Origin of the sequence: Ruegeria sp. (genome assembly GCF_965221235.1) — a bacterium.
Lineage (GTDB): Bacteria > Pseudomonadota > Alphaproteobacteria > Rhodobacterales > Rhodobacteraceae > Ruegeria.
Genome location: NZ_CBDCRS010000004.1, coordinates 3,325,116 through 3,345,006, shown reverse-complemented (window position 1 = coordinate 3,345,006; position 19,891 = coordinate 3,325,116). Strand labels below are relative to the sequence as shown.

17 protein-coding genes and 1 tRNA gene are annotated in these 19,891 nt (G+C 58.5%); 7 read left to right on the top strand and 11 right to left on the bottom strand.

What is annotated here, in order from left to right:
- Positions 1-21: 21 nt before the first annotated feature.
- Complete coding sequence (guaB, locus tag ACOQOY_RS19975) at positions 22-1,470, bottom strand: IMP dehydrogenase (protein WP_420587070.1); 1,449 nt, start codon at positions 1,468-1,470, stop codon at positions 22-24.
- 218 nt (positions 1,471-1,688) lie between these two features.
- On the opposite strand from guaB, the gene ACOQOY_RS19970 reads away from it, so the two are divergent.
- Positions 1,689-3,731 (top strand): ASKHA domain-containing protein, encoded by a 2,043-nt coding sequence (locus tag ACOQOY_RS19970; RefSeq protein ID WP_420587069.1) that lies wholly within the window; start codon positions 1,689-1,691, stop codon positions 3,729-3,731.
- A gap of 24 nt (positions 3,732-3,755) precedes the next feature.
- Positions 3,756-4,613 carry a class I SAM-dependent methyltransferase gene (locus tag ACOQOY_RS19965; RefSeq protein WP_420587068.1) on the top strand — a complete coding sequence of 286 codons (858 nt, stop codon included), beginning with the start codon at positions 3,756-3,758 and terminating at the stop codon, positions 4,611-4,613.
- Position 4,614: 1 nt separating this feature from the next.
- Here the strand turns inward: ACOQOY_RS19965 and ACOQOY_RS19960 are convergent.
- From ACOQOY_RS19960 to ACOQOY_RS19930, 7 genes are all read right to left on the bottom strand, one after another.
- Positions 4,615-4,688: transfer RNA gene (locus tag ACOQOY_RS19960), tRNA-Gly, on the bottom strand.
- 64 nt (positions 4,689-4,752) lie between these two features.
- Positions 4,753-5,580, bottom strand: coding sequence for a polyphosphate kinase 2 family protein (locus ACOQOY_RS19955; protein WP_420587067.1), 828 nt, complete (start codon positions 5,578-5,580; stop codon positions 4,753-4,755).
- A gap of 129 nt (positions 5,581-5,709) precedes the next feature.
- A complete protein-coding gene (locus tag ACOQOY_RS19950) occupies positions 5,710-6,771 on the bottom strand; it encodes a methyltetrahydrofolate cobalamin methyltransferase (RefSeq protein WP_420587066.1) in 1,062 nt (353 codons plus the stop codon).
- 9 nt (positions 6,772-6,780) lie between these two features.
- Positions 6,781-7,707 carry a methylenetetrahydrofolate reductase gene (locus ACOQOY_RS19945; RefSeq protein ID WP_420587065.1) on the bottom strand — a complete coding sequence of 309 codons (927 nt, stop codon included), beginning with the start codon at positions 7,705-7,707 and terminating at the stop codon, positions 6,781-6,783.
- Positions 7,708-7,732: 25 nt separating this feature from the next.
- Positions 7,733-8,029, bottom strand: coding sequence for a virulence factor (locus tag ACOQOY_RS19940; protein WP_420587064.1), 297 nt, complete (start codon positions 8,027-8,029; stop codon positions 7,733-7,735).
- A gap of 246 nt (positions 8,030-8,275) precedes the next feature.
- Positions 8,276-10,180, bottom strand: coding sequence for a PhoX family protein (locus ACOQOY_RS19935; protein WP_420587063.1), 1,905 nt, complete (start codon positions 10,178-10,180; stop codon positions 8,276-8,278).
- On the bottom strand, positions 10,177-11,280 hold the full coding sequence (locus ACOQOY_RS19930; protein ID WP_420583443.1) for an IS4 family transposase: 1,104 nt from the start codon (positions 11,278-11,280) through the stop codon (positions 10,177-10,179). Before ACOQOY_RS19930 ends, ACOQOY_RS19935 begins: the two co-directional genes overlap by 4 nt.
- A gap of 263 nt (positions 11,281-11,543) precedes the next feature.
- Here ACOQOY_RS19930 and ACOQOY_RS19925 point away from each other — a divergent pair, with 263 nt between their 5' ends.
- Entirely contained in the window at positions 11,544-12,656 is a 1,113-nt protein-coding gene (locus tag ACOQOY_RS19925) for a Ppx/GppA phosphatase family protein (protein ID WP_420587062.1), read from the top strand.
- Complete coding sequence (locus tag ACOQOY_RS19920) at positions 12,656-13,372, top strand: RlmE family RNA methyltransferase (protein WP_420587061.1); 717 nt, start codon at positions 12,656-12,658, stop codon at positions 13,370-13,372. The genes ACOQOY_RS19925 and ACOQOY_RS19920 overlap by 1 nt, the downstream gene beginning before the upstream one ends.
- A gap of 2 nt (positions 13,373-13,374) precedes the next feature.
- Here the strand turns inward: ACOQOY_RS19920 and ACOQOY_RS19915 are convergent, their stop codons facing one another.
- The 3 genes from ACOQOY_RS19915 to ACOQOY_RS19905 form a co-directional block, all read right to left on the bottom strand.
- Complete coding sequence (locus ACOQOY_RS19915) at positions 13,375-13,563, bottom strand: hypothetical protein (protein ID WP_420587060.1); 189 nt, start codon at positions 13,561-13,563, stop codon at positions 13,375-13,377.
- 98 nt (positions 13,564-13,661) lie between these two features.
- Positions 13,662-15,557, bottom strand: a complete 1,896-nt coding sequence (locus tag ACOQOY_RS19910; protein ID WP_420587059.1) for a multiheme c-type cytochrome — start codon at positions 15,555-15,557, stop codon at positions 13,662-13,664.
- A complete protein-coding gene (locus ACOQOY_RS19905; protein ID WP_420587058.1) occupies positions 15,554-16,420 on the bottom strand; it encodes a YihY/virulence factor BrkB family protein in 867 nt (288 codons plus the stop codon). The genes ACOQOY_RS19910 and ACOQOY_RS19905 overlap by 4 nt, the downstream gene beginning before the upstream one ends.
- A gap of 157 nt (positions 16,421-16,577) precedes the next feature.
- Here ACOQOY_RS19905 and ACOQOY_RS19900 point away from each other — a divergent pair, with 157 nt between their 5' ends.
- The 3 genes from ACOQOY_RS19900 (at position 16,578) to ACOQOY_RS19890 (ending at position 19,872) form a co-directional block, all read left to right on the top strand.
- Entirely contained in the window at positions 16,578-17,663 is a 1,086-nt protein-coding gene (locus tag ACOQOY_RS19900) for an AI-2E family transporter (protein WP_420587057.1), read from the top strand.
- Between the two features lie 3 nt (positions 17,664-17,666).
- Positions 17,667-18,773, top strand: coding sequence for an acetoin utilization protein AcuC (locus ACOQOY_RS19895; RefSeq protein ID WP_420587056.1), 1,107 nt, complete (start codon positions 17,667-17,669; stop codon positions 18,771-18,773).
- A gap of 121 nt (positions 18,774-18,894) precedes the next feature.
- Entirely contained in the window at positions 18,895-19,872 is a 978-nt protein-coding gene (locus tag ACOQOY_RS19890) for an AAA family ATPase (protein ID WP_420587055.1), read from the top strand.
- The last annotated feature ends 19 nt before the right edge of the window (positions 19,873-19,891 follow it).

The window sequence follows — 19,891 nt, the reverse complement described above, 5'->3', positions numbered from 1 at the left end:
GCCACTAAACAGGCTGTTGGATCACATGATCCGATAGTTCGGGCTTTCGCGGGTGATCTGCACGTCATGGACATGGCTTTCCTTCAGGCCCGCGCCGGTGATTTTGACGAAGTTGCAGTTCTTGCGCATTTCTTCGACAGTAGCACACCCGGTATAGCCCATCGCGGCCCGCAGACCACCGACCAACTGATGAACAACCGCGCTGGCTGAACCTTTGTACGGCACCTGCCCCTCGATACCTTCAGGCACCAGCTTGTCGTTCGCCGCGTCCTTCTGGAAATACCGATCTGCCGAGCCGCGCGCCATCGCGCCAAGGCTGCCCATACCGCGATAGGATTTGAACGAGCGGCCCTGATACAGGATCACCTCACCCGGGCTTTCATCTGTCCCAGCGATCATCGAACCAACCATGGCGCAGGATGCACCCGCTGCAATTGCCTTGGCAAAATCGCCCGAGAATTTGATGCCCCCATCAGCAATGACCGGCACGTCTCCGGCTGCCGAGGCGCAATCCATGATCGCCGTCAGCTGAGGCACACCGACCCCGGCCACCATCCGCGTAGTACAGATCGAGCCCGGCCCGATTCCCACCTTGATTGCGTCCGCTCCGGCGTCGATCAGCGCCGTGGTCGCCTCACCCGTCGCCACATTGCCCGCGATGATCTGCACCTCGTTCGACAGCGTCTTCACCCGCTTCACCGCGTCCAGCACGCCCTGCGAATGCCCATGTGCCGTGTCGACGACGATGATATCGACACCCGAATCCACAAGCTGCTCGGATCGTTCAAACCCGGCATCACCGACGGAGGTCGCCGCCGCAACGCGCAGACGGCCCAGCCGGTCCTTACAGGCGGTCGGGTTCAGCACGGCCTGTTCGGTGTCTTTCAGCGTCAACAGGCCGGTCAGTTTGCCCTGTCCATCAACCACCAGCAGTTTCTCAATCCGGCGCGCGCGCATCAGGCTTTTGGCCTCTTCCAGATCGGCCGGTTCCTGCAACATCGCCAGATTGTCCGACGTCATCATCGCGTGGATCGGCGTATCGTCCGAAGTGGCAAAGCGCATGTCACGGTTGGTGACAATGCCAACGACGCGACCTTCGTCATCCACGACCGGGAAGCCGGTGAAGTTATAGCGCTGCACCAGCGCCTGCGCGTCGGCCAGCGTCTGATCCGCCCGCAGCGTGACCGGGTTATAGACGATACCGGATTCGAACCGCTTGACCCGACGCACTTCGCGGGCTTGCTCCTCGACCGAAAGGTTTTTGTGGATCACCCCGATGCCACCCGCCTGCGCCATCGCAATGGCCATGCGCGCTTCGGTCACTGTGTCCATCGCTGAGCTGAGCAGCGGGATGTTCATGCTGATCTCGCGGGTCACGCGCGTGGTCGTGTCCGCGGTCGCAGGCAGCACCGTCGATGCCCCCGGAACCAAGAGTACGTCGTCAAAGGTGAGTGCCTCACGAATCTGCATCTTCTAACCTCATGCAAAAGCCCGTTTGGCGGTGACCCTATTACATGGATTTACCCCAAGGAAAAGCCCCCGCCCCCAACTTGTTGCCCCCTGCGGGCCAATGCCGCGCCATAAAACGACGCAAGACGTTCAAAACGTGCCGCTGAATGGCCTTTCCCTTTGCGTATAAACCCATATCTTGCGCGGCATACGCGCGAATACAAATAGGCAGGCCAGACATGACCACCGACCCTCTTGTTGTCTTCACCCCCTCGGGCAAACGCGGGCATTTCCCCGTTGGCACTCCGGTTTTGACCGCCGCCCGGCAATTGGGCGTGGATCTGGATTCGGTCTGCGGCGGACGGGGGATTTGCTCGAAATGTCAGATCACGCCCAGCTATGGTGAGTTTCCCAAGCACGGCGTCACCGTATCCGAAGACGCGCTGAGCGAATGGAACGCGGTCGAGCAACGATACGACGACAAGCGCGGGCTGAAACCCGGTCGCCGTCTGGGCTGTCAGGCGACGGTTCAGGGCGACATCGTGATCGACGTACCGCCCGAATCTCAGGTCCACCGTCAGGTCGTTCGCAAGGCCGCCGCCGCGCGCGCCATCACTATGGACCCGGCAACGCGGCTGTACTTCGTGGTTGTTGAAGAACCCGACATGCACTCGCCCACCGGCGATCTGGAGCGGCTGGAACGTGCCCTGCGCGAGCAATGGCAAATCGAGGCCGTCACCGCCGATCTGTCGCTGATGTCCAAGCTGCAACCGGTGCTGCGCAAGGGCAAATGGGAGGTCACAGTCGCTGTCCACAAAGGCCACAAGGATGAGGTCGCGAAGATCGTCGAAATCTGGCCCGGCCTGCATGAACACGGGCTTTATGGTCTGGCCATCGACCTCGGATCGACCACCATCGCAGCCCATCTGACCGATCTTGAAACCGGAGAGGTCAAAGCATCTTCGGGCCTGATGAACCCACAGATTCGGTTCGGCGAAGACCTCATGAGCCGCGTGTCTTATTCGATGATGAATCCCGGCGGCGATAAGGAAATGACCAAAGCCGTGCGTGAGGCGATCAATGATCTGACCGTTTCCATTGCGGATGAGGCCGGGATTGATGCGTCCCTGATCGTTGAGACGGTGTTCGTCTGCAACCCGGTCATGCACCACTTGCTGCTAGGGCTAGACCCGGTCGAACTGGGTCAGGCTCCATTCGCGCTGGCGACATCGGAAAGCATGTCTCTGCCCGCACGCGAGATGGATTTGACCAAGATGAACCCCCGTGCGCAGGTCTATATCCTGCCCTGTATCGCCGGCCACGTGGGTGCGGACTGCGCCGCGGTCGCGCTGTCCGAAGAGCCGGGAAAGTCCGAAGACCTCGTGCTGATCGTCGATGTCGGCACCAATGCCGAGATTCTGCTGGGCAACACCACCCGCGTGCTGGCCTGTTCCTCACCCACCGGCCCGGCGTTTGAAGGCGCGCAGATCAGTTCCGGCCAGCGGGCGGCGCCCGGAGCCATCGAACGGATCGAGATCGACCCGATCACCAAGGAACCCCGTTTCCGCGTCATCGGCTCGGACAAGTGGTCGAACGAAGAAGGCTTTGATCAGGACGTCGCCACCACCGGCATTACCGGCATTTGTGGCTCGGGTATTATCGAGGCTGTGGCCGAGATGCGGATCGCGGGCTTGCTGGACGAAAGCGGGCTGATCGGCTCGGCGGCGCAGACCGGCACCCCGCGCTGCGTTCCCGAGGGTCGCACCCACGCCTATCTGATCCACGACGCCAGCGCCGAGGGCGGCCCGCGCATCACTGTGACCCAAGGCGACATCCGCGCCATCCAGCTGGCGAAATCGGCGCTTTATGCAGGTGCGCGACTATTGATGGACGAGATGGAGGTCGACCGCGTTGACCGCGTGGTACTGGCTGGTGCCTTCGGTGCCCATATCTCGACCAAACACGCGATGGTGCTGGGCATGATCCCGGATGCCCCATTGGACAAGGTGTCCAGCGCGGGTAACGCCGCCGGGACCGGCGCGCGGATCGCCCTTTGCAACATCGGTTCACGCCGGGAAATCGAACGCGTTGTGCGTGAGATCACCAAGGTGGAAACTGCCATCGAGCCCAAGTTTCAGGATCACTTCGTGGCCGCCAACGCGATCCCGCACAAAACTGATCCGTTCCCGGAACTGGCGCAGGTGGTCACCCTACCCTCGCCCTCATTCAACACCGGCGGGGACGAGGAAAAGTCTGGTCGACGCCGCCGCAGAAGGTCATAGTATCTCCATTTAGGAGGCTGTGACATGCTGCACATCAATGGCGATCAGGCTGATTTCTGGGGCAAATCCGAGATGGGAGCCCGCTGGCTGACCTTTGAGGATCAGCTTGATCACCTATTCCAACCGGTTTTGCAGCTGGTGTTGGAGCGTGCCGGCCTATCGGACGGGATGAAAGTTCTGGACATCGGGTGCGGAACAGGGGCAAGCGCCTTGGCCGCAGCAGAGCGCGTAGGTGCAAGTGGCGAAATACTGGGTGTCGATATTTCGGACCCGTTTCTGGCGCGCGCGAAGGATCGAGCGGATCAGTTGAACGCTCGCAATGTGCGATTTCACAAGGCCGATGCGCAGATCGAGCCCTTCGAAGATGGCGCATTTGACGCGGTTATCTCTCGGTTTGGCGTGATGTTCTTTGAGGACCCAACAGCCGCCCTGACCAATATCGGACGCGCGCTGAAACCCGGAGGCACGCTGACATTCGCGGCCTGGGGCGGCCTGTCAGACAATCCATGGTTCAGAGTTCCGCACATCGCTGCCACCAAACGACTGGGTCAGCCCCCCAAAGTAGATCGCAACGCGCCCGGCCCGCTCGCCTTTCATGACAGGGATAGGGTTGCTGGCCTGATGACCGCGGCGGGTCTGACCGATGTCTCGGTCACACCTGTTCAATTGAACCTGACCGGCCCCAAAGCTGTCGAGGATGCGGCGCTACTGTGTACCCGCGTCGGCCCAGCTGCCCGTGTCATCGCTCATTTCAACGGCACGGACGAAGATGTTCGCGCCATTATCGACACGGTTGCCCAGGAATTTGCCGATTACCACACGCCGCAAGGCACGGCGGTACCGGCCGTCATTAACCTGCTTCAAGCACGTCGATCTGAATGATTGGAGCGGGTAGCGGGAATCGAACCCGCGCGTTCAGCTTGGGAAGCTGACAGGCTACCATTACATCATACCCGCCGCGCAGCACTGGATAGCACCGCGCGCAGATGATCCGCAAGCGCCTTTCGCGAAGGTTCGGCCCTTACTCGGTCCGGGACCTCAGACTGTCGATCAGGGATTGATCCACGTCCAACGCCTCGCACGCTGCGTCCAATGTGCGTTTGTCCAGATGCTGCGGGTTCAAGTCGATATCTTTCGAAAAAGCATCAACTATTGCTTGTATCGCATTGATTCGCGCAAACTTCTTGTTGTTCGCTGGGATCACATGCCACGGCGCAATCTCCGTCGATGTTCGGGCCAGCATCTCATCCACGGCCACCTCGGCTTCGTCCCAACGCTCGCGGTTGCGGAAATCTTCATAGGTCAGTTTCCACCGCTTCATCGGGTTACGCAGGCGTTCTGTGAAGCGCTCCATCTGCTCTTCCTGCGAGATGTGAAAAAACAGCTTTACGATGCGGGTGCCGTCGTCAATCAGCATACGCTCAAAGTCATTGATTTCACGATAGGCCGCGCGCCAGCGGTCTTCTGGTGTGAAGTTTTCGATCCTTTCGACCAGCACCCGACCGTACCAGCTGCGATCAAAGGCTGAAATCGCGCCTTCGGGCGGTAGTCTTTCCCAAAAACGCAAAAGGTAGTGCCGGTTCAAGTAGTAGTTCCGCGGCGCTCCGATCGGCCAAACCTTAAAGCTGCGCGGGTCCAGTGCCTGACTGATGCGTCGGATCGTGCCGCCCTTGCCTGCTGCGTCCCAGCCCTCGAACACAATCACGCCTTTGGTGCCGTGGAACAAGAATGCCTGTTGGATCAGAGCAAGTTGCGCCTGCAATTTTGCCAGCTTATCGAAATACGCCTGCTTACCCAGCTTCTGGCTAAGATCCGCGTCTGCGAGTTTAGGAGGGTGATGTCTTTTCATATGCGCGCCGGTCCCTGTTCATCTGACCCCGCCACTCTGAACCGAAGACACGCCCCAAGCCTTGATCAGTGTCAAAAAACGAAAAAGGCCGGCACAGGGCTCGGCCTTATCGTTTCTGAAACCCGCAGATTAGGCGCGGCGGCGGCGTCCACCACCGCGACGACCGCGACCTTCGCCCTCGGCGCCAGCGGCTTCTGGTGCTTTGTTAAAGCGAATCCATTCTCCGCCATGTGGGTCATTGTTGGTCAGCAGGTTGGCAGCGCGGATGGCCTCCATCTCCTTGCCGGCGCGTGGCAGGGTCGAGCCCAGTCCGAACATCTGAACAAAGGTTTCGTCGTCCATACCTTCGGGCAGGATGATGCCAGCGGCGGCAACGGCCTCTTTTTTCTCGGCTATTTTCTTCTGCGTCACCGGCAAAGCCACCGGGTTCATGATCGCCGAGGTCATGCCAGCGCCCATTGCCATCGGCAGGAAGGCGTTGTTGATGCCGTGACGGTTCGGCAGACCGAACGAGATGTTGGACGCACCACAGGTGGTGTTCACGCCCAGTTCCTCACGCAGACGACGGACGAGCGCAAACACCTGCTGGCCAGCCGTTGCCATCGCACCGATCGGCATAACCAGCGGGTCAACCACGATGTCATGCGCCGGAATGCCATAGTCTGCGGCGCGTTCCACGATGGTCTTGGCAACGGCAAAGCGTACGTCCGGGTCTTCCGAGATACCGGTGTCGTCGTTCGAGATCGCAACAACCGGAACGTTGTATTTCTTGACCAGCGGCAGAACCATCTCCAGACGCTCTTCCTCACCGGTGACCGAGTTCAGCAGCGGACGACCTTCGGCCGCCGCAAGACCGGCTTCCAGAGCACCCGGAACCGACGAGTCGATGCACAGCGGCACATCGACCAGCCCCTGAACCAGCTCAACGATCTTGGTCATCAGCGGCGGCTCGGTTTCGTTCGGGTTGGGGTTCGAATTGTAGACAACGCCCGCGTTGATATCCAGAACGGTCGCGCCTGCCGCGACCTGTGCCAGCGCGTCTTTCTCGACGGTCGAGAAATCGCCCGCTTCCAGTTCAGCGGCCAGCTTCTTGCGGCCGGTCGGGTTGATCCGCTCGCCGATCACGCAGAACGGTTCGTCAAAGCCTAGAACGGCAGTTTTTGTTTTTGATTCTACGACTGTACGGGTCATGTCCGTTCCTTAGGAGTTTACAGGCTTTGCCGAAGCGCCGCCGTTATTGATCGCCCAGTTGGCGTTGGTCTTGATCCCGCCCAGCGGGAAGAAGTGGACGTTGGTGATGTTGAAATCAGGGTTGGCCGCTTTGTGATTGGCCAGTTCGGTGACAACATCGGTCGGCTCATAGGGCAACAGCAGCTTGGACACATCCATAGCGCGCTTTTGCAGAACCTTCAGCGAAGGGCCAACGCCGCATGCGATGGCGAACTTGATCAGGGTTTGCAGCTTGGCCGGGCCAGCAATGCCGATGTGGATCGGCAGGTCGATGCCCGCCTCTTTCAGGCTGTCGGCCCAGGCGATGATCGGCTTGGCGTCGAAGGCAAACTGAGTTGCCAAGGCCATTTCGGCGTCCGTCGTTTCCGAGAATTTCTGCTTCCAACGCAGCGCGTCGTCCACGTTCTTGGTCGATCCGTCGGGGTCAATGTCCTTGTTCCCCTCGGGGTGGCCGGCAACGTGCAAGCGTTTGAAGCCCGCCTTGTCGAACAGGCCAGTCTCAAGCAACTGCATCGAGCTGTCGAAATCGCCATGCGGGTTCGCGACGCCACCGGCCAGCAGCAGCGCCTGCTCAACGCCCGCTTCGCCCTGATACATCGAGATCCAGTTCTCCAGCGTCGCCGCGTCCTTGATGATCCGCGCCGGGAAGTGCGGCATCACCGGATAACCCTCGGCCGCGATGCGTTTCGCGGTCTTGACCATGTCCTCGATGGGTGTGCCCTCGATATGGGCGATGTAGACACGGGTGCCTTCGGGCAGCAGCGCGCGGAAATCTTCGACCTTTTCGGCGGTGCGGGGCATCACCTCGATCGAATAGCCCTGCAAAAAGGCTTCGACGGTCGGATTAACCGGCCCGGTTTCGACCGCATCACGTTTCTTGAAGTTCAGCAAAGCCATTGCGGCCTCCCACATAGATCAGGGCTTAAGCCCAACCGTCATTGGCGATCAGCGCTTTGATGCGGTCCTGATCGTACTCAGTTTCCAGACGCAGGGCCTGCGCCTCGGCAATTTCGGACGGCTCGCCCTCAACCGCGAAAGGTTCGGCCTTGCGCCATTCGGCCAGGTAGGCATCACTGTCCTTGGCATTCACCTTCATTGCGGCGCGGTCGATGGCTTGCTCGAACCGTTCTTCCAACTGCCGCTTTGCGCCACGACGGCCTTTGCCGACGATGACCTGAGCGGGAATGTCGCGCCAGTATACGATGGTGACGTCAGGCATTGCTGTGATTCCTCCTAACCCGATGGACCGGTTCTAAACTTCAATCTGGGGCCGGGTCGGTCGAATTTCGACACCAAACGCTTTTCCAGCGACGTTTTTGCCCGTGACGGGATACAGCGCTTTTAGCGAAATCCCCAGCCAAAGCGCATATCAAAATTCTCAATGTCTCTATGAAAACCCTGCATAAAAACAAAAGACCCCGGACAGCTTGGGCCATCCGGGGTCAATTCAGGTCAAAAATCGGTGTTAGCCGACCAGACCGCCATCTTCGCGAGTCACAGCGATAATCGCCGAACGCGGAACTGCGTTACCGCCTTCAGGCCAGTGGCTGTTGCCATCCTCACCCGGGTGCTGAACGCCGACGAACATGGTGCGACGATCCGGCGACCAAGTCAGACCGGTGATCTCACACTCTTTCGGACCAACCAGGAAGCGGCGGATTTCACCAGTTACCGGATCACCGGCCAACATCTGGTTGTTGCCCTGGCCAGCAAAGTCGCCCTCGTTCGAGTATTTGCCATCAGTCTGGATCCACAGCAGGCCGTTGCTGTCAAACTTGATGCCGTCGGGCGAGTTGAACATGTTGTCCTTGTTCACGTTTTCGGACCCGGCGTTGGCATCGTCATGCACGGTCGGGTTGCCCGCCAGCACATACAGATCCCAGGTAAAGCCCGATGCGCCGTGATCTTCGTCATTCGGCCACCAGCGCACGATCTGACCATAGTTGTTGGCCTCACGCGGGTTCGGACCTCCAACCGGAGTTTCGTCGCCACCTTTATTCGGTTTGATGCCACGATTCTTGTTGTTGGTCAGCGCGCAGTAGACCTCGGCCTTGTTCGGGTTGGCAGTGATCCACTCGGGGCGGTCCATGGTGGTCGCACCAACCTTGGAGCCAGCCTGGCGAGCGTGGATGCAAACCTCGGCTTGGCTGGCCATTCCCGTGGTTTCCGGGGTCAGGTCCAACCACTCACCCGTGCCGTCGTCGTTGAACTTGGCAACAGACAGGGTGCCTTTTTCCAGCAGTTCGCTGGTATCGGCGCCCGGCGCGTAAACACCTTCGGACACAAAGCGGTACATGAACTCACCACGCTCATCATCGCCCATATAGACCACAACGCGACCATCGTTGTTCACAACGGCCTCGGCGTTTTCGTGCTTGAAGCGACCCAGAGCGGTCAGTTTGCGCGGAGTCGAAGTCGGATCGGTCGGGTCGATCTCAACCACATAACCGGCGCGGTTCGGTTCGTTCGGGTTTTTCGCAACGTCGAAGCGATCGTCGACCTTGGCCCAGCTATAACCCCAATCCTCGGCTGACACGCCATAGCGCTTCAGCTCATCGCTGACTTCGTGGTTTTCATCTTCGGCCGAGAAATAGCCGTTAAAGTTCTCTTCGCAGGCCAGATAGGTACCCCACGGCGTCATACCGTTGCCGCAGTTGTTCCATGTCCCTTTCGAGGTGGTACCGGTGGCGTCTGCTGCGGTTTTCATCAGGTCATGGCCAGCAGCCGGACCCGTCAGCGCCATATCTGTCTGCGGTGTGATGCGGCGGTTATAGGGGCTGTCCTTAACGATCTGCCACCTACCGTCGATCTGCGCGATTTCCATGATCGAAACACCATGGGCCATCATGCCTTTGGCGATTTCGTCCTGATCTGTCAGAGTGTTGTCACCACTGACCGACAGGATTTCGCGGTTGGTGTATTCGTTGTTCGCAACCAGCAGCATCTTGCCGTCGTGAACGAAGACATCCATGCCGTCATTGTTGTCACCGAACGCCTTTTCCTGGGTGGCGGCAGTACCACGGGTTGCGTGGTCAAACTCTGTGCCATCAGCAAACAGCGGATCGCCCCAGCGCACCACGATGTCGGCTTTGTAGCCAGCGGGAACGATCAAATCATCTTCGGTCGAGATCGGAATAGCATCGAACGCAAAACGGTTCGCCGCTGCCTTTACACCGGTCGGCAAAATCGAGCCTCCCAGCGCGGCAAAGCTGCCCATGGCCAGAACCCCACCCATAAAGCCGCGGCGCGACAACGCGCTTTCCACAACGCGGTCAAAATCGCATTCCTCAGGGCGAGGGTTCACCAATTCATCATATTCGTCAAAGGACAGCTTGCGCTTATCAGCCATTTCCCATGGTACACGACTCATGGCCAAACGCGCTCCATTTTGGGGCTTGAAAGCGACCGCTTTGGGCAGGTTCGTCGCCAGGCCTGAAGAGCCTTTTCCGGGTTATATAAGATCCAACGTCGGAGCGCGTCGAACCCGACCCTGAACCATGACGTTGCCCGCCGCTTGTGGGCTTTTTTCGGGATCCCCTGTCGGCCCATCGCCTGACTTGCGCATCGGTATGCCCAGGTCATGGCCAGCGCAACGATCGTAAGGAGTGTCGCAAGCTTGTGCGGGTCGGTGATGTGAGTGTCTTCGATATTGAAGCCACGAGTTTTGGCATCTGCGAAGAGGCATTCAATGCCCCACCTTTTGCGATAGAGTTTGAGTGGGTTTTTTGGGGCGTCGATGTTTGTTGCGACCCAAATCAACTCGCCACCTTTGATCCGTTTCCCCTGAAAGCGAAATAGGTTCTTGGGCGTGTGCGCCATGCCGCCCAGCCAGCCTTTCCATTGGCCCTTGCGGCGTTTGCGCAGCAGCGAACGCAACTGGAACCGGCGTCCGTCTTCGGTGTGGATGTGCATGTTTTCGCGTAAGCGGACGACGAATGGAACGTTGTTTTCAGCGAGAAAATCCAACCACTTATCCCCAATGAACTCCCGGTCTGCCAGCAGAGCCTCAATGGAAGATGCCCCGAACACTCGAAGATATCGTCGGATCAACTTCTTGCGTTGCCGCGTTGAGCTATTACCGCTGTTACCCAGAAGCGACCACATCAGAGGCACCTTGAAGCGGCGTGTCACGATCGCCAGAACCAGAAAGTTGATATCGGTCTTGCCCAACTTCCAGTTGGTCCGGTCCAGCGCAAGGAGCTTTGGACCCTTCAGATCAAGCAGGCAGATAATCAACCGCGCAACCACATCTCCATCCAATCGAACATGCTGGAAGAAGCGCTGAAGGCGGCGATAACTCGATGCATGAAGAGCGCTGCCGGGGAACTGACTCGCCAGATGACCAAGGTTCACAGTTCGACCGTTTGCCAGACCAATCAGCATTATGGCCAGGGTCTCCAATCGCGTCTTGCTCAGATCAAAATGTGGGCTTAGCGTTGTCATCAGAGGGGTGAGGAGAAATCCGAACATCCTGAAGATCCTTGTAGTGAAGAATCTTCAATTCGAATCCTTTTCGCCCCTCGTTTCAAGAAGCGTCGTGTACCGTGGCCATTTCCATCTCCGTATCTGGCAAAGAGCTTGTAGAGAATCCCCTTTTCGGGATCGGACCCGGACCTCGCACGTCTCTGTGAATGCTGTGTGACAATCACGAGAAATTCAAAATTGAAATCACTTGCGCGTCGGCGATACGCCGCCTAGGGTCAAATCAACTCGAAAATCGGAGGGCGTGACGAATGGCGCCCAAGCGTCCCAAAGGTGCGGGCGCGTTCCCGAAGGCGGTCGAAAGCCCCGCGCCGGCAAGACCCGATCCGGATGCACTCTATGCGGCTCTGGATTTGGGGACAAATAGCTGTCGCATGTTGATAGCCCAGCCCAAGGGCAGCGGGTTTCATGTGGTGGACAGTTTCTCGAAATCCGTGCAGTTGGGCGCGGGTTTGGAACGGACCGGACGGCTGTCCCGGTCTTCGATGTCGCGCACCATTCAGGCGCTGCGCATCTGTCAGCAAAAGCTGAAACGCAATAAGGTCAGACGCATGCGTCTGGTCGCAACCGAGGCATGCCGACGCGCCAAAAACTCGCGCGATTTCATCCGGCAGGTGAAACGCGAAACCGGCCTGACGCTTGAGATTATCCAGCCCGAAGAAGAGGCGCGTCTGGCCGTGATCTCTTGTGCCCCGCTGGTCTCGACCAAGACTGAACAGTTGCTGGTGGTTGATATTGGCGGCGGCTCAACCGAATTGGTGTGGATCGACATCTCTTCCGTGCCGCGCCGCGACCGTCCGGCAGCGATCATGCGGCTGCATAACGGGTTCCACACTTCGGACAGCCCCTTCCCCGCCGCCAAAGTGGTGGATTGGATCAGCGTTCCGCTGGGCGTCGCGACCCTGCGCGATCAGTTCCACGATGTTCAGGATGACTCGGCCCGTTTTGCCCTTATGAGTTGGTTCTTCGAAGAAAACCTTGCCGATTTCGCCCCGTATAAAGACGAGCAAGCCCGCGAAGGGTTTCAGATCGTTGGCACCAGCGGCACGGTGACGACGGTGGCGGCCTCACATCTGGGGCTGAAGCGCTATGACCGGACCAAGGTGGACGGTCTGCGCATGACCAGCGATCAGATTGACAAAGTCATACGGGGATACTTAGAACTCGGTCCACTGGGGCGGCGGCGAGATCCGCGTATCGGCGATGACCGGCAGGCCCTGATCATGTCCGGCTCGGCCATTTTGCAGGCATTGCTTCGCTGCTGGCCCACCGACCGCCTTTCCGTGGCGGACCGTGGGCTGCGCGAAGGTCTGCTATATGCGCAGATGAGTGCGGACGGTGTATTGGAAGACGGACCGTTCTGATGGCGAAAACACCGAGTGGAAAAAACAACTCAGGCCGTGGGCAGCGCGACCTGAAGGTAAAGGTGAAAACAGCGCGCGGGCGCAAGCTCAGCTCGACCCGCTGGCTCGAGCGGCAGTTGAACGACCCGTATGTAAAGCGCGCGCAGGCCGACGGATACCGCGGGCGCGCGGCTTACAAGATTCTGGAGCTGGACGACAAGTTCCGCTTTCTCGTCCCCGGCGCCCGCGTCGTCGATCTGGGCTGTGCGCCCGGAGGCTGGCTTCAGGTTGCGGTCAAGCGAGTGAACGCGCTGGGCGAACGATCAGGTAAGCGGATCGGCACGGTGTTGGGTGTTGATCTGCAAGAGGTCGAACCCGTCGCAGGTGCGACAGCTCATGTGCTGGACTTCATGGAAGATGATGCCGACAAGAAGGTCAAAGACTGGCTCGGCGGCAAGGCAGATGTGGTGATGTCAGACATGGCCGCCGCGTCCTCGGGCCACAAGCAGACCGACCATTTGCGGATCATGGCCCTGTGCGAAACGGCCGCCTATTTCGCCTTTGACGTGCTGGAAGAAGGCGGCACCTTTGTCGCCAAAGTTCTGGCCGGAGGCGCTGAGGGTGATCTGCAAAAGCTGCTGAAACAGAAGTTTGAAAAAGTGGCCAACGTAAAGCCGCCCGCGTCGCGTTCAGACAGTTCCGAGAAATTCGTGGTCGCCACGGGCTTTCGCGGCTGAGGTTAGTCCTCCAACCAGCTCCGATCACCGGGCAGAAACTGTTCGCGCAGGGAATCAGCGGCTGTGCGCTGCAACAGCAAAGCCTCTCCGCGACTGATGTATTCCGGTTTTCTGGCCTGAAGCTCGGCGATCCGCTGGCTCAGCGGCACCGGGCGCTGCAACTTGGATGTGTAGATCAGTTTCTCGGACATGGGTCACCTGACTGCCGGGTGGAGTTTCTTCCGTGTCTGAGAGATTAGCGATGAAATTTGCCGGTATCATGGCGCAAACCCGGCCCTGCCGTGCCGACTCAGGGATCAAGCTGGGTCTTGAGGTCCAGCAATTCCGGGTCATTTGGTATTGCATCCAACGCCTGACGCAGCACGTCGCGCGCGGCCTCTGTACCGCGGTTGATCTGCGCCAATTGCACCAGTATGGGCCAGGCCTCGGCGCGCTGCGGGTCCAGCACCACGACCTCCTGAAAAGCGCGCTCAGCCGCCGGAGCGTTCCGAAACGTCAGAGCCATCCCCCCGAGAACAAGATGGGTTTCGGGAAAATCCAGCCGGTTCGACAGCGCCTGCTGCCATTCCCCCATACTCCGTCCGACCCGTGCCTGCTGCTCCGGAGACAGAGATCGGCCTGGAATATTCAGGAATTCTTTGGCCGCTGAAATACGGACATTGCGCGTCGGGTCTGTAAGCAAAGGCTCCAACCGTTCAACCTGATCGGGCAGCAACGCCTGACGCTGCAAAGCCACCGCATTGGCGCGCACCAAGGGATCGGCGTCCGTCAACAACGCGGCTGTCCTCGCCGCAATGTCAGCCGACCCGAAAGGTTGCAGCAGATACGCCGCCGTGGCGCGGACGATGCCGGGCTGTTCCATGTCCATGGCGATGCCAAGCAAGTCGTCTGGCCCATCGGCGCGCCCGTCCAACGCCGTCTGAAACGCAGTTCCATAATGCGGTCCTCGATGTGCAGAGGCCGGAAACCACACCTCTATCTTTTCCGCGGCCCAGGCTTGATACTCGGACTGATGACAGTCGGTGCAGGCGTCCTGCCCCAAACCAAGATCGGGACGCGGGATGCGGAAACTGTGATCGCGCCGACCGTCAACGCCCATATAAACACGCTCGATCATGTGGCAGGACACACACTGCGCACCATCACTGCTTTCCGGGTGATGATTATGCAACGGCGTGTCATAGTCTTTGGCGGACAGCGTTGGAAAATCCGGATTGCCCGCCGGTGAATGACATTGCGTACAGACGCCGTTACCCTCTGCCCGCAGCTCGGCAGTATGAGGGTCGTGGCAATTCATGCAGCCCACGCCTTGTGCGTACATTTTGGATTGCAGAAACGAGCCGTAAACGTAGACCTCGTCCAATATCTGCCCGTCCGGATGATAAAGACCGGGGCGTAAAACCGCCAGATTGTAGGCGTCATGATATGGGGTTCCGGGTAACGGGTTGCCGTCACCATGTGCTTCGCGTCGGGAATGACACCCGGCACATTGCTGGATCGCGGTCTCTGTTTGCCCCCAATTCATCGAAAACCCGTAATCGTTCAGATCAGCAGGCACGCTTTGTCCCTGCGTCCAGCCGATATGTGCCGAAGCTGGCCCATGGCAGGCTTCGCACCCTACCCCGATCTCAGCCTGAACCGAGCTGTATTGGCGCGTCTGAACGTCATAGTTCTTTTCGAACCCGGTCGCATGGCAATCCGCACATCGCGCATTCCAGTTCTTGTAAGGGCCAGTCCAGTGCAACCCGTCATCCGGCGGCAGATCCTGATCGGGATAGAGGTGATACCAATTCCGGTTCTCGGTATCCCAGACCACATCGAAGCTCTGCAATCGACCAGGTTCGGTCTCGAACAGGTATTGCTGCAAGGGCTTGATCCCGACGACAGAATGCACACCGTAGGCAGAGGTCATGCCATCCTTTTCGGTCACATTGGCCTGTAAGGTGTCGCCAGATTGGCTGAATTCGACCGTCATCCCATCATGCGAGAACTCGGTGCCGTCAAAATTGGCGGCAACGTGGTCGTCTTCTACTTGCGTCCAGGCCAGATCGTGATGGGATCCTTCCCAAGCCGCCGACTGTTCAGAATGGCAGTCTACGCATTGCCCTGAGCCCACATATGCTGGCGTCTGAGCCGCGGCAAAACCGGGCAAAAGCGCAAGCAGGAAGAGGCCCCTCAGCTTCACAGCGCCTGCCCGTCTGCGCCGTTGCGCAGATCCATCAGCGCGCCGTTAAATTCCGCCCCGAGGATGAGGATTGCGGCGCAGAGGTACAGAAAGATCAAAGCAGCCATTGCTCCTGCCAGACCGGCATAGGTGGCGCTGTATGAGGCGAACTGGGCGATATAGACCGAAAATCCCCACCCGCCCAAAGACCACAGGGCCAGCGTCAACACCACACCCGGCAGGATTTGCCGAAGATTGTGCCGCCCAGTCGGCAAGATCAAATGCGCCAACACGACAACGCCAATCGGCACGCCTACGGTAAACGTCCAGCGCAGGCGATCTACCGACAGCCAATCAGAGACGTTCACATCTGTCTTCTCGGAAACAAGCTGGGTGTAAACCGGCAGAACCACCTCGACTGCAGCGATGATCATGATGGTTATTCCGCCCACGATAACCAGCCCGAAACACAACAATCGGGTTTTCCAGAATGGCCAGCTGTCCTTGTCGTGGTAGGCTTGGTTCATGGCCTTGCGCACGGCCACCACGCCGTTTGAGGCGAAAAATACCGCAAGCAAACCGCCCAGCGTGATGACACCCGAGCCGGACTCGTCCAGAACCGAGCGCAGTTCCGCCACGATCGGACCAGCTACATCGCTGGGCCATGCACCGAAAATCAGGTCAATCAATTCGTTGGTTACGTAATCCTGCGACAGAGACCCCGCCAAAGCCACCGTGAACAACGCAAAGGGAAACAGCGCCAGCATCAGCGACATGGCGACGTGGCTGCTCATGACAAAGCCGCTTTTGGCGTCGAAACGGACGATGGCCAGCCAAAGGGCCTGAACCGGGCGACCGATATAAGGAATCACATTTGCGTTCATTCTCAAAGCCTAGCCTGCCTACCCAATCCGCAGAACCGGCAATTGCACATGAAATGCAAATAATCCCATACAAATATCTGGTCGCATTGCATAATCCCAATTAGCTGTGCAGGATCAGAAACACGCGCTGCGCGCTAATCCTGAAATGGGCCGACCAATGACTTTGGACACAAACGACATCGAGACGCCGACAAAGCTGAAACTCTCCGTCGTGAGGGACGTGGCGATTGTGGCGACGCTGTCTGTTCTGGGTCTTTATGCGGGATCTGCATTTCTGATCCCGCTGACGATGGCACTGTTGGTCAATGTGCTGATCATCGCGCTGAGCGACAGGATCATCGCCTTGACCCGCATGCCGGTCTGGCTGGCCAATGTCGCGGGCGTCACCGTGGTGTTGGCCGGTTTGTTCGTAATCATGTATATTTTGGGCAGTCAGGCGACCCAGTTTGCCCGCACCATAGGAACCTATGAAGATCAGTTTGACGACACGGTCAATCGCGTCACCGGTCTGGTCGGCAATGACGTGACCAAGTTTATTCGAGACAACCTGATCAACATCGACATGTCCTATATCGCGCGTGTCCTGCTGGGTAGTGCCACCTCTTTGCTAAACCAGTTCTTTTTGATCAGTCTTTACGTCGCCTTCCTGATGGCCGAGCGGCTGGCCTTTCGCAAAAAGATACGTTTGGCCGCCGGTGACCCCAAAACCGGGGCCGAGTTCGCTTCTATCCTCGATGCGATCACATTCAGCCTGCAACGCTATGTCGGTGTGAAGACCTTTATCAGCCTGATTACGGCGGGCATCAGTTACACGGTGTTCAAGGTGTTGGGGCTTGAATTTGCTGAAACCTGGGCCGTGCTGACCTTTGCGCTGAACTTTATCCCATCTATCGGCTCAATCATCGCGGTGGTGTTCCCGTCTCTGATTGCACTGGTGCAATTCGAAAGCATCGGGCCGTTTCTGATCATCGTTCTGGGCTGCGGCACTATTCAGTTCCTGATCGGTAATTTCCTGGACCCCGCCTTGCTGGGGCGTTCGCTGAACATGTCCACGTTTCTGGTCATACTAGCCCTGATGTTCTGGACCACAATCTGGGGCCTGATCGGAGCCTTCCTCAGCGTACCCCTGACCGTATGCATCCTGATTGTGTTCAGCCATATCCCGGCGTTGAGACCGGTTGCCATCCTCATGTCTCTTGATGGCAGACTGGGCGAAGAGAACCGCCCAAGCGCCGCAAGCTGACCGATGCAAGACCCTCTGTTCATTGGATCGGAAATCTACCGCAGGTCGACCTATGGTTCGAAACACCCTCTGGCAATTCCGCGCGTTTCCACTGTTATTGACCTGTGCCGGGCCGAAGGGTGGTTAACGCCCGCGAATTACCGCGTCAGCCCCTGTGCGAAACCCTCGGCTCTCACCCGATTCCACACGCAAGACTACATCGCGGCCCTGCAACAGGCCGAAAAAGAACAGTCTGTGTCCGATGAAATACGGGAACGGCATGCGCTGGGCACGCTGTCGAACCCCGTTTTCGCCGAGATGTACCGGCGCCCGGCCACAGCTGCTGGCGGCTCAATGCTGGGGGCCGAACTGATCCGTGATGGTGGTATAGTCTACAGCCCTGCCGGAGGCACTCATCACGGCCTTGCAGACCGCGCAAACGGGTTTTGCTACTTGAACGACCCGGTTCTGGCGATCCTCACGATGCTGAGCGCCGGGCTCGATCGTATCGTCTATATCGACATTGACGCGCACCATTGCGACGGGGTCGAGCTCGCCTTTCGGGGTTCAACCAAAGTGCGTACGATCTCAATGCACGAAACGCGCCGCTGGCCATTTAGCGGCACGCTTGACGACGATGCAGGCGGGGCTGCGTTCAATTTCCCGGTGGAACGCAATCTCAATGATGATGAGTTCTATGCCATCCTCGACCAACTGATCCTGCCTGCTACGGCGGCGTTCAAGCCGCAAGCCATCGTTTTGCAATGCGGTGCTGACGCGGTGGCAGAGGATCCCTTGTCTCGTCTCACATTGTCGAACAACGCCCATTGGCGTGCAGTGGCAAGCCTACGCGATATGGCCCCAAGGCTGCTGGTTCTGGGCGGCGGTGGATATAACCCCTGGTCCGTCGCGCGGCTGTGGAGCGGTGTATGGGCGACCTTGAACCGGACCGAGATTCCTGACGTTTTGAACGCCCAATCACAGGGCATTCTGGGTGATCTATCTTGGAACCGGGCCGCTGGAAAGAACCCGCCGGGCCACTGGTTAGATACACTGCGGGACGAGCCAAACCATGGCGAAATTCGTGCTGATCTGCGGGCTGACTTGAAACACATTGCGCAGCGTATTTGAAGGTAGATCAAGGGGTCCAAGACTGCTAACTTGCGATCATTACAGAATATTCTTGATCATCACGCTTTGGCGCAACTAGCCGTTTTACCAGCAGACGCCTTGCCCCGATTGGACCCGCCAAATGAATGCACTTAATCAGATAAATGAACTCAAAGCCCGCATGGGGCAGACAATCATCGGGCAAACCGAGGTGATCGACCGGCTGCTCATTGGGTTGCTGGCGAACGGCAACCTGTTGATCGAAGGTCTGCCGGGTTTAGCAAAAACACGTGCCGTCAAGGCGATGGCCCGCAATCTTGATGCAAGCTTCAGCCGAATACAGTTCACCCCTGACCTACTGCCATCCGACGTGACCGGAACCGAAGTGTTTCAGCAAACCGACGCCGGGGGTACGTTCAGCTTTGACGCAGGCCCGATCTTTGCGAACATCGTATTGGCCGACGAGATTAACCGCGCACCTGCCAAAGTTCAGGCCGCGTTGCTGGAGGCGATGGAAGAACGCCAGGTCACCGTTTCGGGCACGACCCACAAGATGGAACCACTGTTCATCGTCATGGCCACCCAGAACCCTATTGAGCAGGAAGGCACCTACCCCCTGCCCGAGGCTCAGATGGACCGTTTCCTGATGCACGTTCAGATCACCTATCCGCCGGTTGAGGACGAGGTTGAAGTCATTCGTCTGGTCCGGAATGAGGAAATTGCGGCCGGCACCGGTTCATCCGGAGAAAGACCACCCCCAATCCCGCAGGACGCCATGTTTCAGGCGCGCAAAGAAATCGGACAGATCCACGTCTCTGACGCGATGGACCGATACATGGCAGATCTGGTGCAGGCGACCAGAACGCCTGAGAAGTACGGCGAAGAACTGGCAAGTTGGATCGAAATCGGTGCCAGCCCGCGGGCCTCTCTGGCGCTGGACAAATGCGGGCGTGCGCACGCCTGGATGAACAAGCGTGATTATGTCGACCCAGCCGATATCCGGGCTATCGCCCATGACGTCTTCCGCCACCGCGTCACGCTTAGTTTTGAGGCACAGGGAAATGCGAAAACGGCAGATGATGTGATCTCGGAAATCCTGCGCCTTGTCGCTTTGCCGTAGTTGAAAGGAATAAACGCCA

Excerpts from the sequence above, each read along its gene's own strand:
- guaB (WP_420587070.1), bottom strand. The coding sequence starts at position 1,470 with ATGCAGATTCGTGAGGCACTCACCTTTGACGACGTACTCTTGGTTCCG.
- ACOQOY_RS19970 (WP_420587069.1), top strand. The coding sequence starts at position 1,689 with ATGACCACCGACCCTCTTGTTGTCTTCACCCCCTCGGGCAAACGCGGG.
- ACOQOY_RS19965 (WP_420587068.1), top strand. The coding sequence starts at position 3,756 with ATGCTGCACATCAATGGCGATCAGGCTGATTTCTGGGGCAAATCCGAG.
- ACOQOY_RS19955 (WP_420587067.1), bottom strand. The coding sequence starts at position 5,580 with ATGAAAAGACATCACCCTCCTAAACTCGCAGACGCGGATCTTAGCCAG.
- ACOQOY_RS19950 (WP_420587066.1), bottom strand. The coding sequence starts at position 6,771 with ATGACCCGTACAGTCGTAGAATCAAAAACAAAAACTGCCGTTCTAGGC.
- ACOQOY_RS19945 (WP_420587065.1), bottom strand. The coding sequence starts at position 7,707 with ATGGCTTTGCTGAACTTCAAGAAACGTGATGCGGTCGAAACCGGGCCG.
- ACOQOY_RS19940 (WP_420587064.1), bottom strand. The coding sequence starts at position 8,029 with ATGCCTGACGTCACCATCGTATACTGGCGCGACATTCCCGCTCAGGTC.
- ACOQOY_RS19935 (WP_420587063.1), bottom strand. The coding sequence starts at position 10,180 with ATGAGTCGTGTACCATGGGAAATGGCTGATAAGCGCAAGCTGTCCTTT.
- ACOQOY_RS19930 (WP_420583443.1), bottom strand. The coding sequence starts at position 11,280 with ATGTTCGGATTTCTCCTCACCCCTCTGATGACAACGCTAAGCCCACAT.
- ACOQOY_RS19925 (WP_420587062.1), top strand. The coding sequence starts at position 11,544 with ATGGCGCCCAAGCGTCCCAAAGGTGCGGGCGCGTTCCCGAAGGCGGTC.
- ACOQOY_RS19920 (WP_420587061.1), top strand. The coding sequence starts at position 12,656 with ATGGCGAAAACACCGAGTGGAAAAAACAACTCAGGCCGTGGGCAGCGC.
- ACOQOY_RS19915 (WP_420587060.1), bottom strand. The coding sequence starts at position 13,563 with ATGTCCGAGAAACTGATCTACACATCCAAGTTGCAGCGCCCGGTGCCG.
- ACOQOY_RS19905 (WP_420587058.1), bottom strand. The coding sequence starts at position 16,420 with ATGAACGCAAATGTGATTCCTTATATCGGTCGCCCGGTTCAGGCCCTT.
- ACOQOY_RS19900 (WP_420587057.1), top strand. The coding sequence starts at position 16,578 with ATGACTTTGGACACAAACGACATCGAGACGCCGACAAAGCTGAAACTC.
- ACOQOY_RS19895 (WP_420587056.1), top strand. The coding sequence starts at position 17,667 with ATGCAAGACCCTCTGTTCATTGGATCGGAAATCTACCGCAGGTCGACC.
- ACOQOY_RS19890 (WP_420587055.1), top strand. The coding sequence starts at position 18,895 with ATGAATGCACTTAATCAGATAAATGAACTCAAAGCCCGCATGGGGCAG.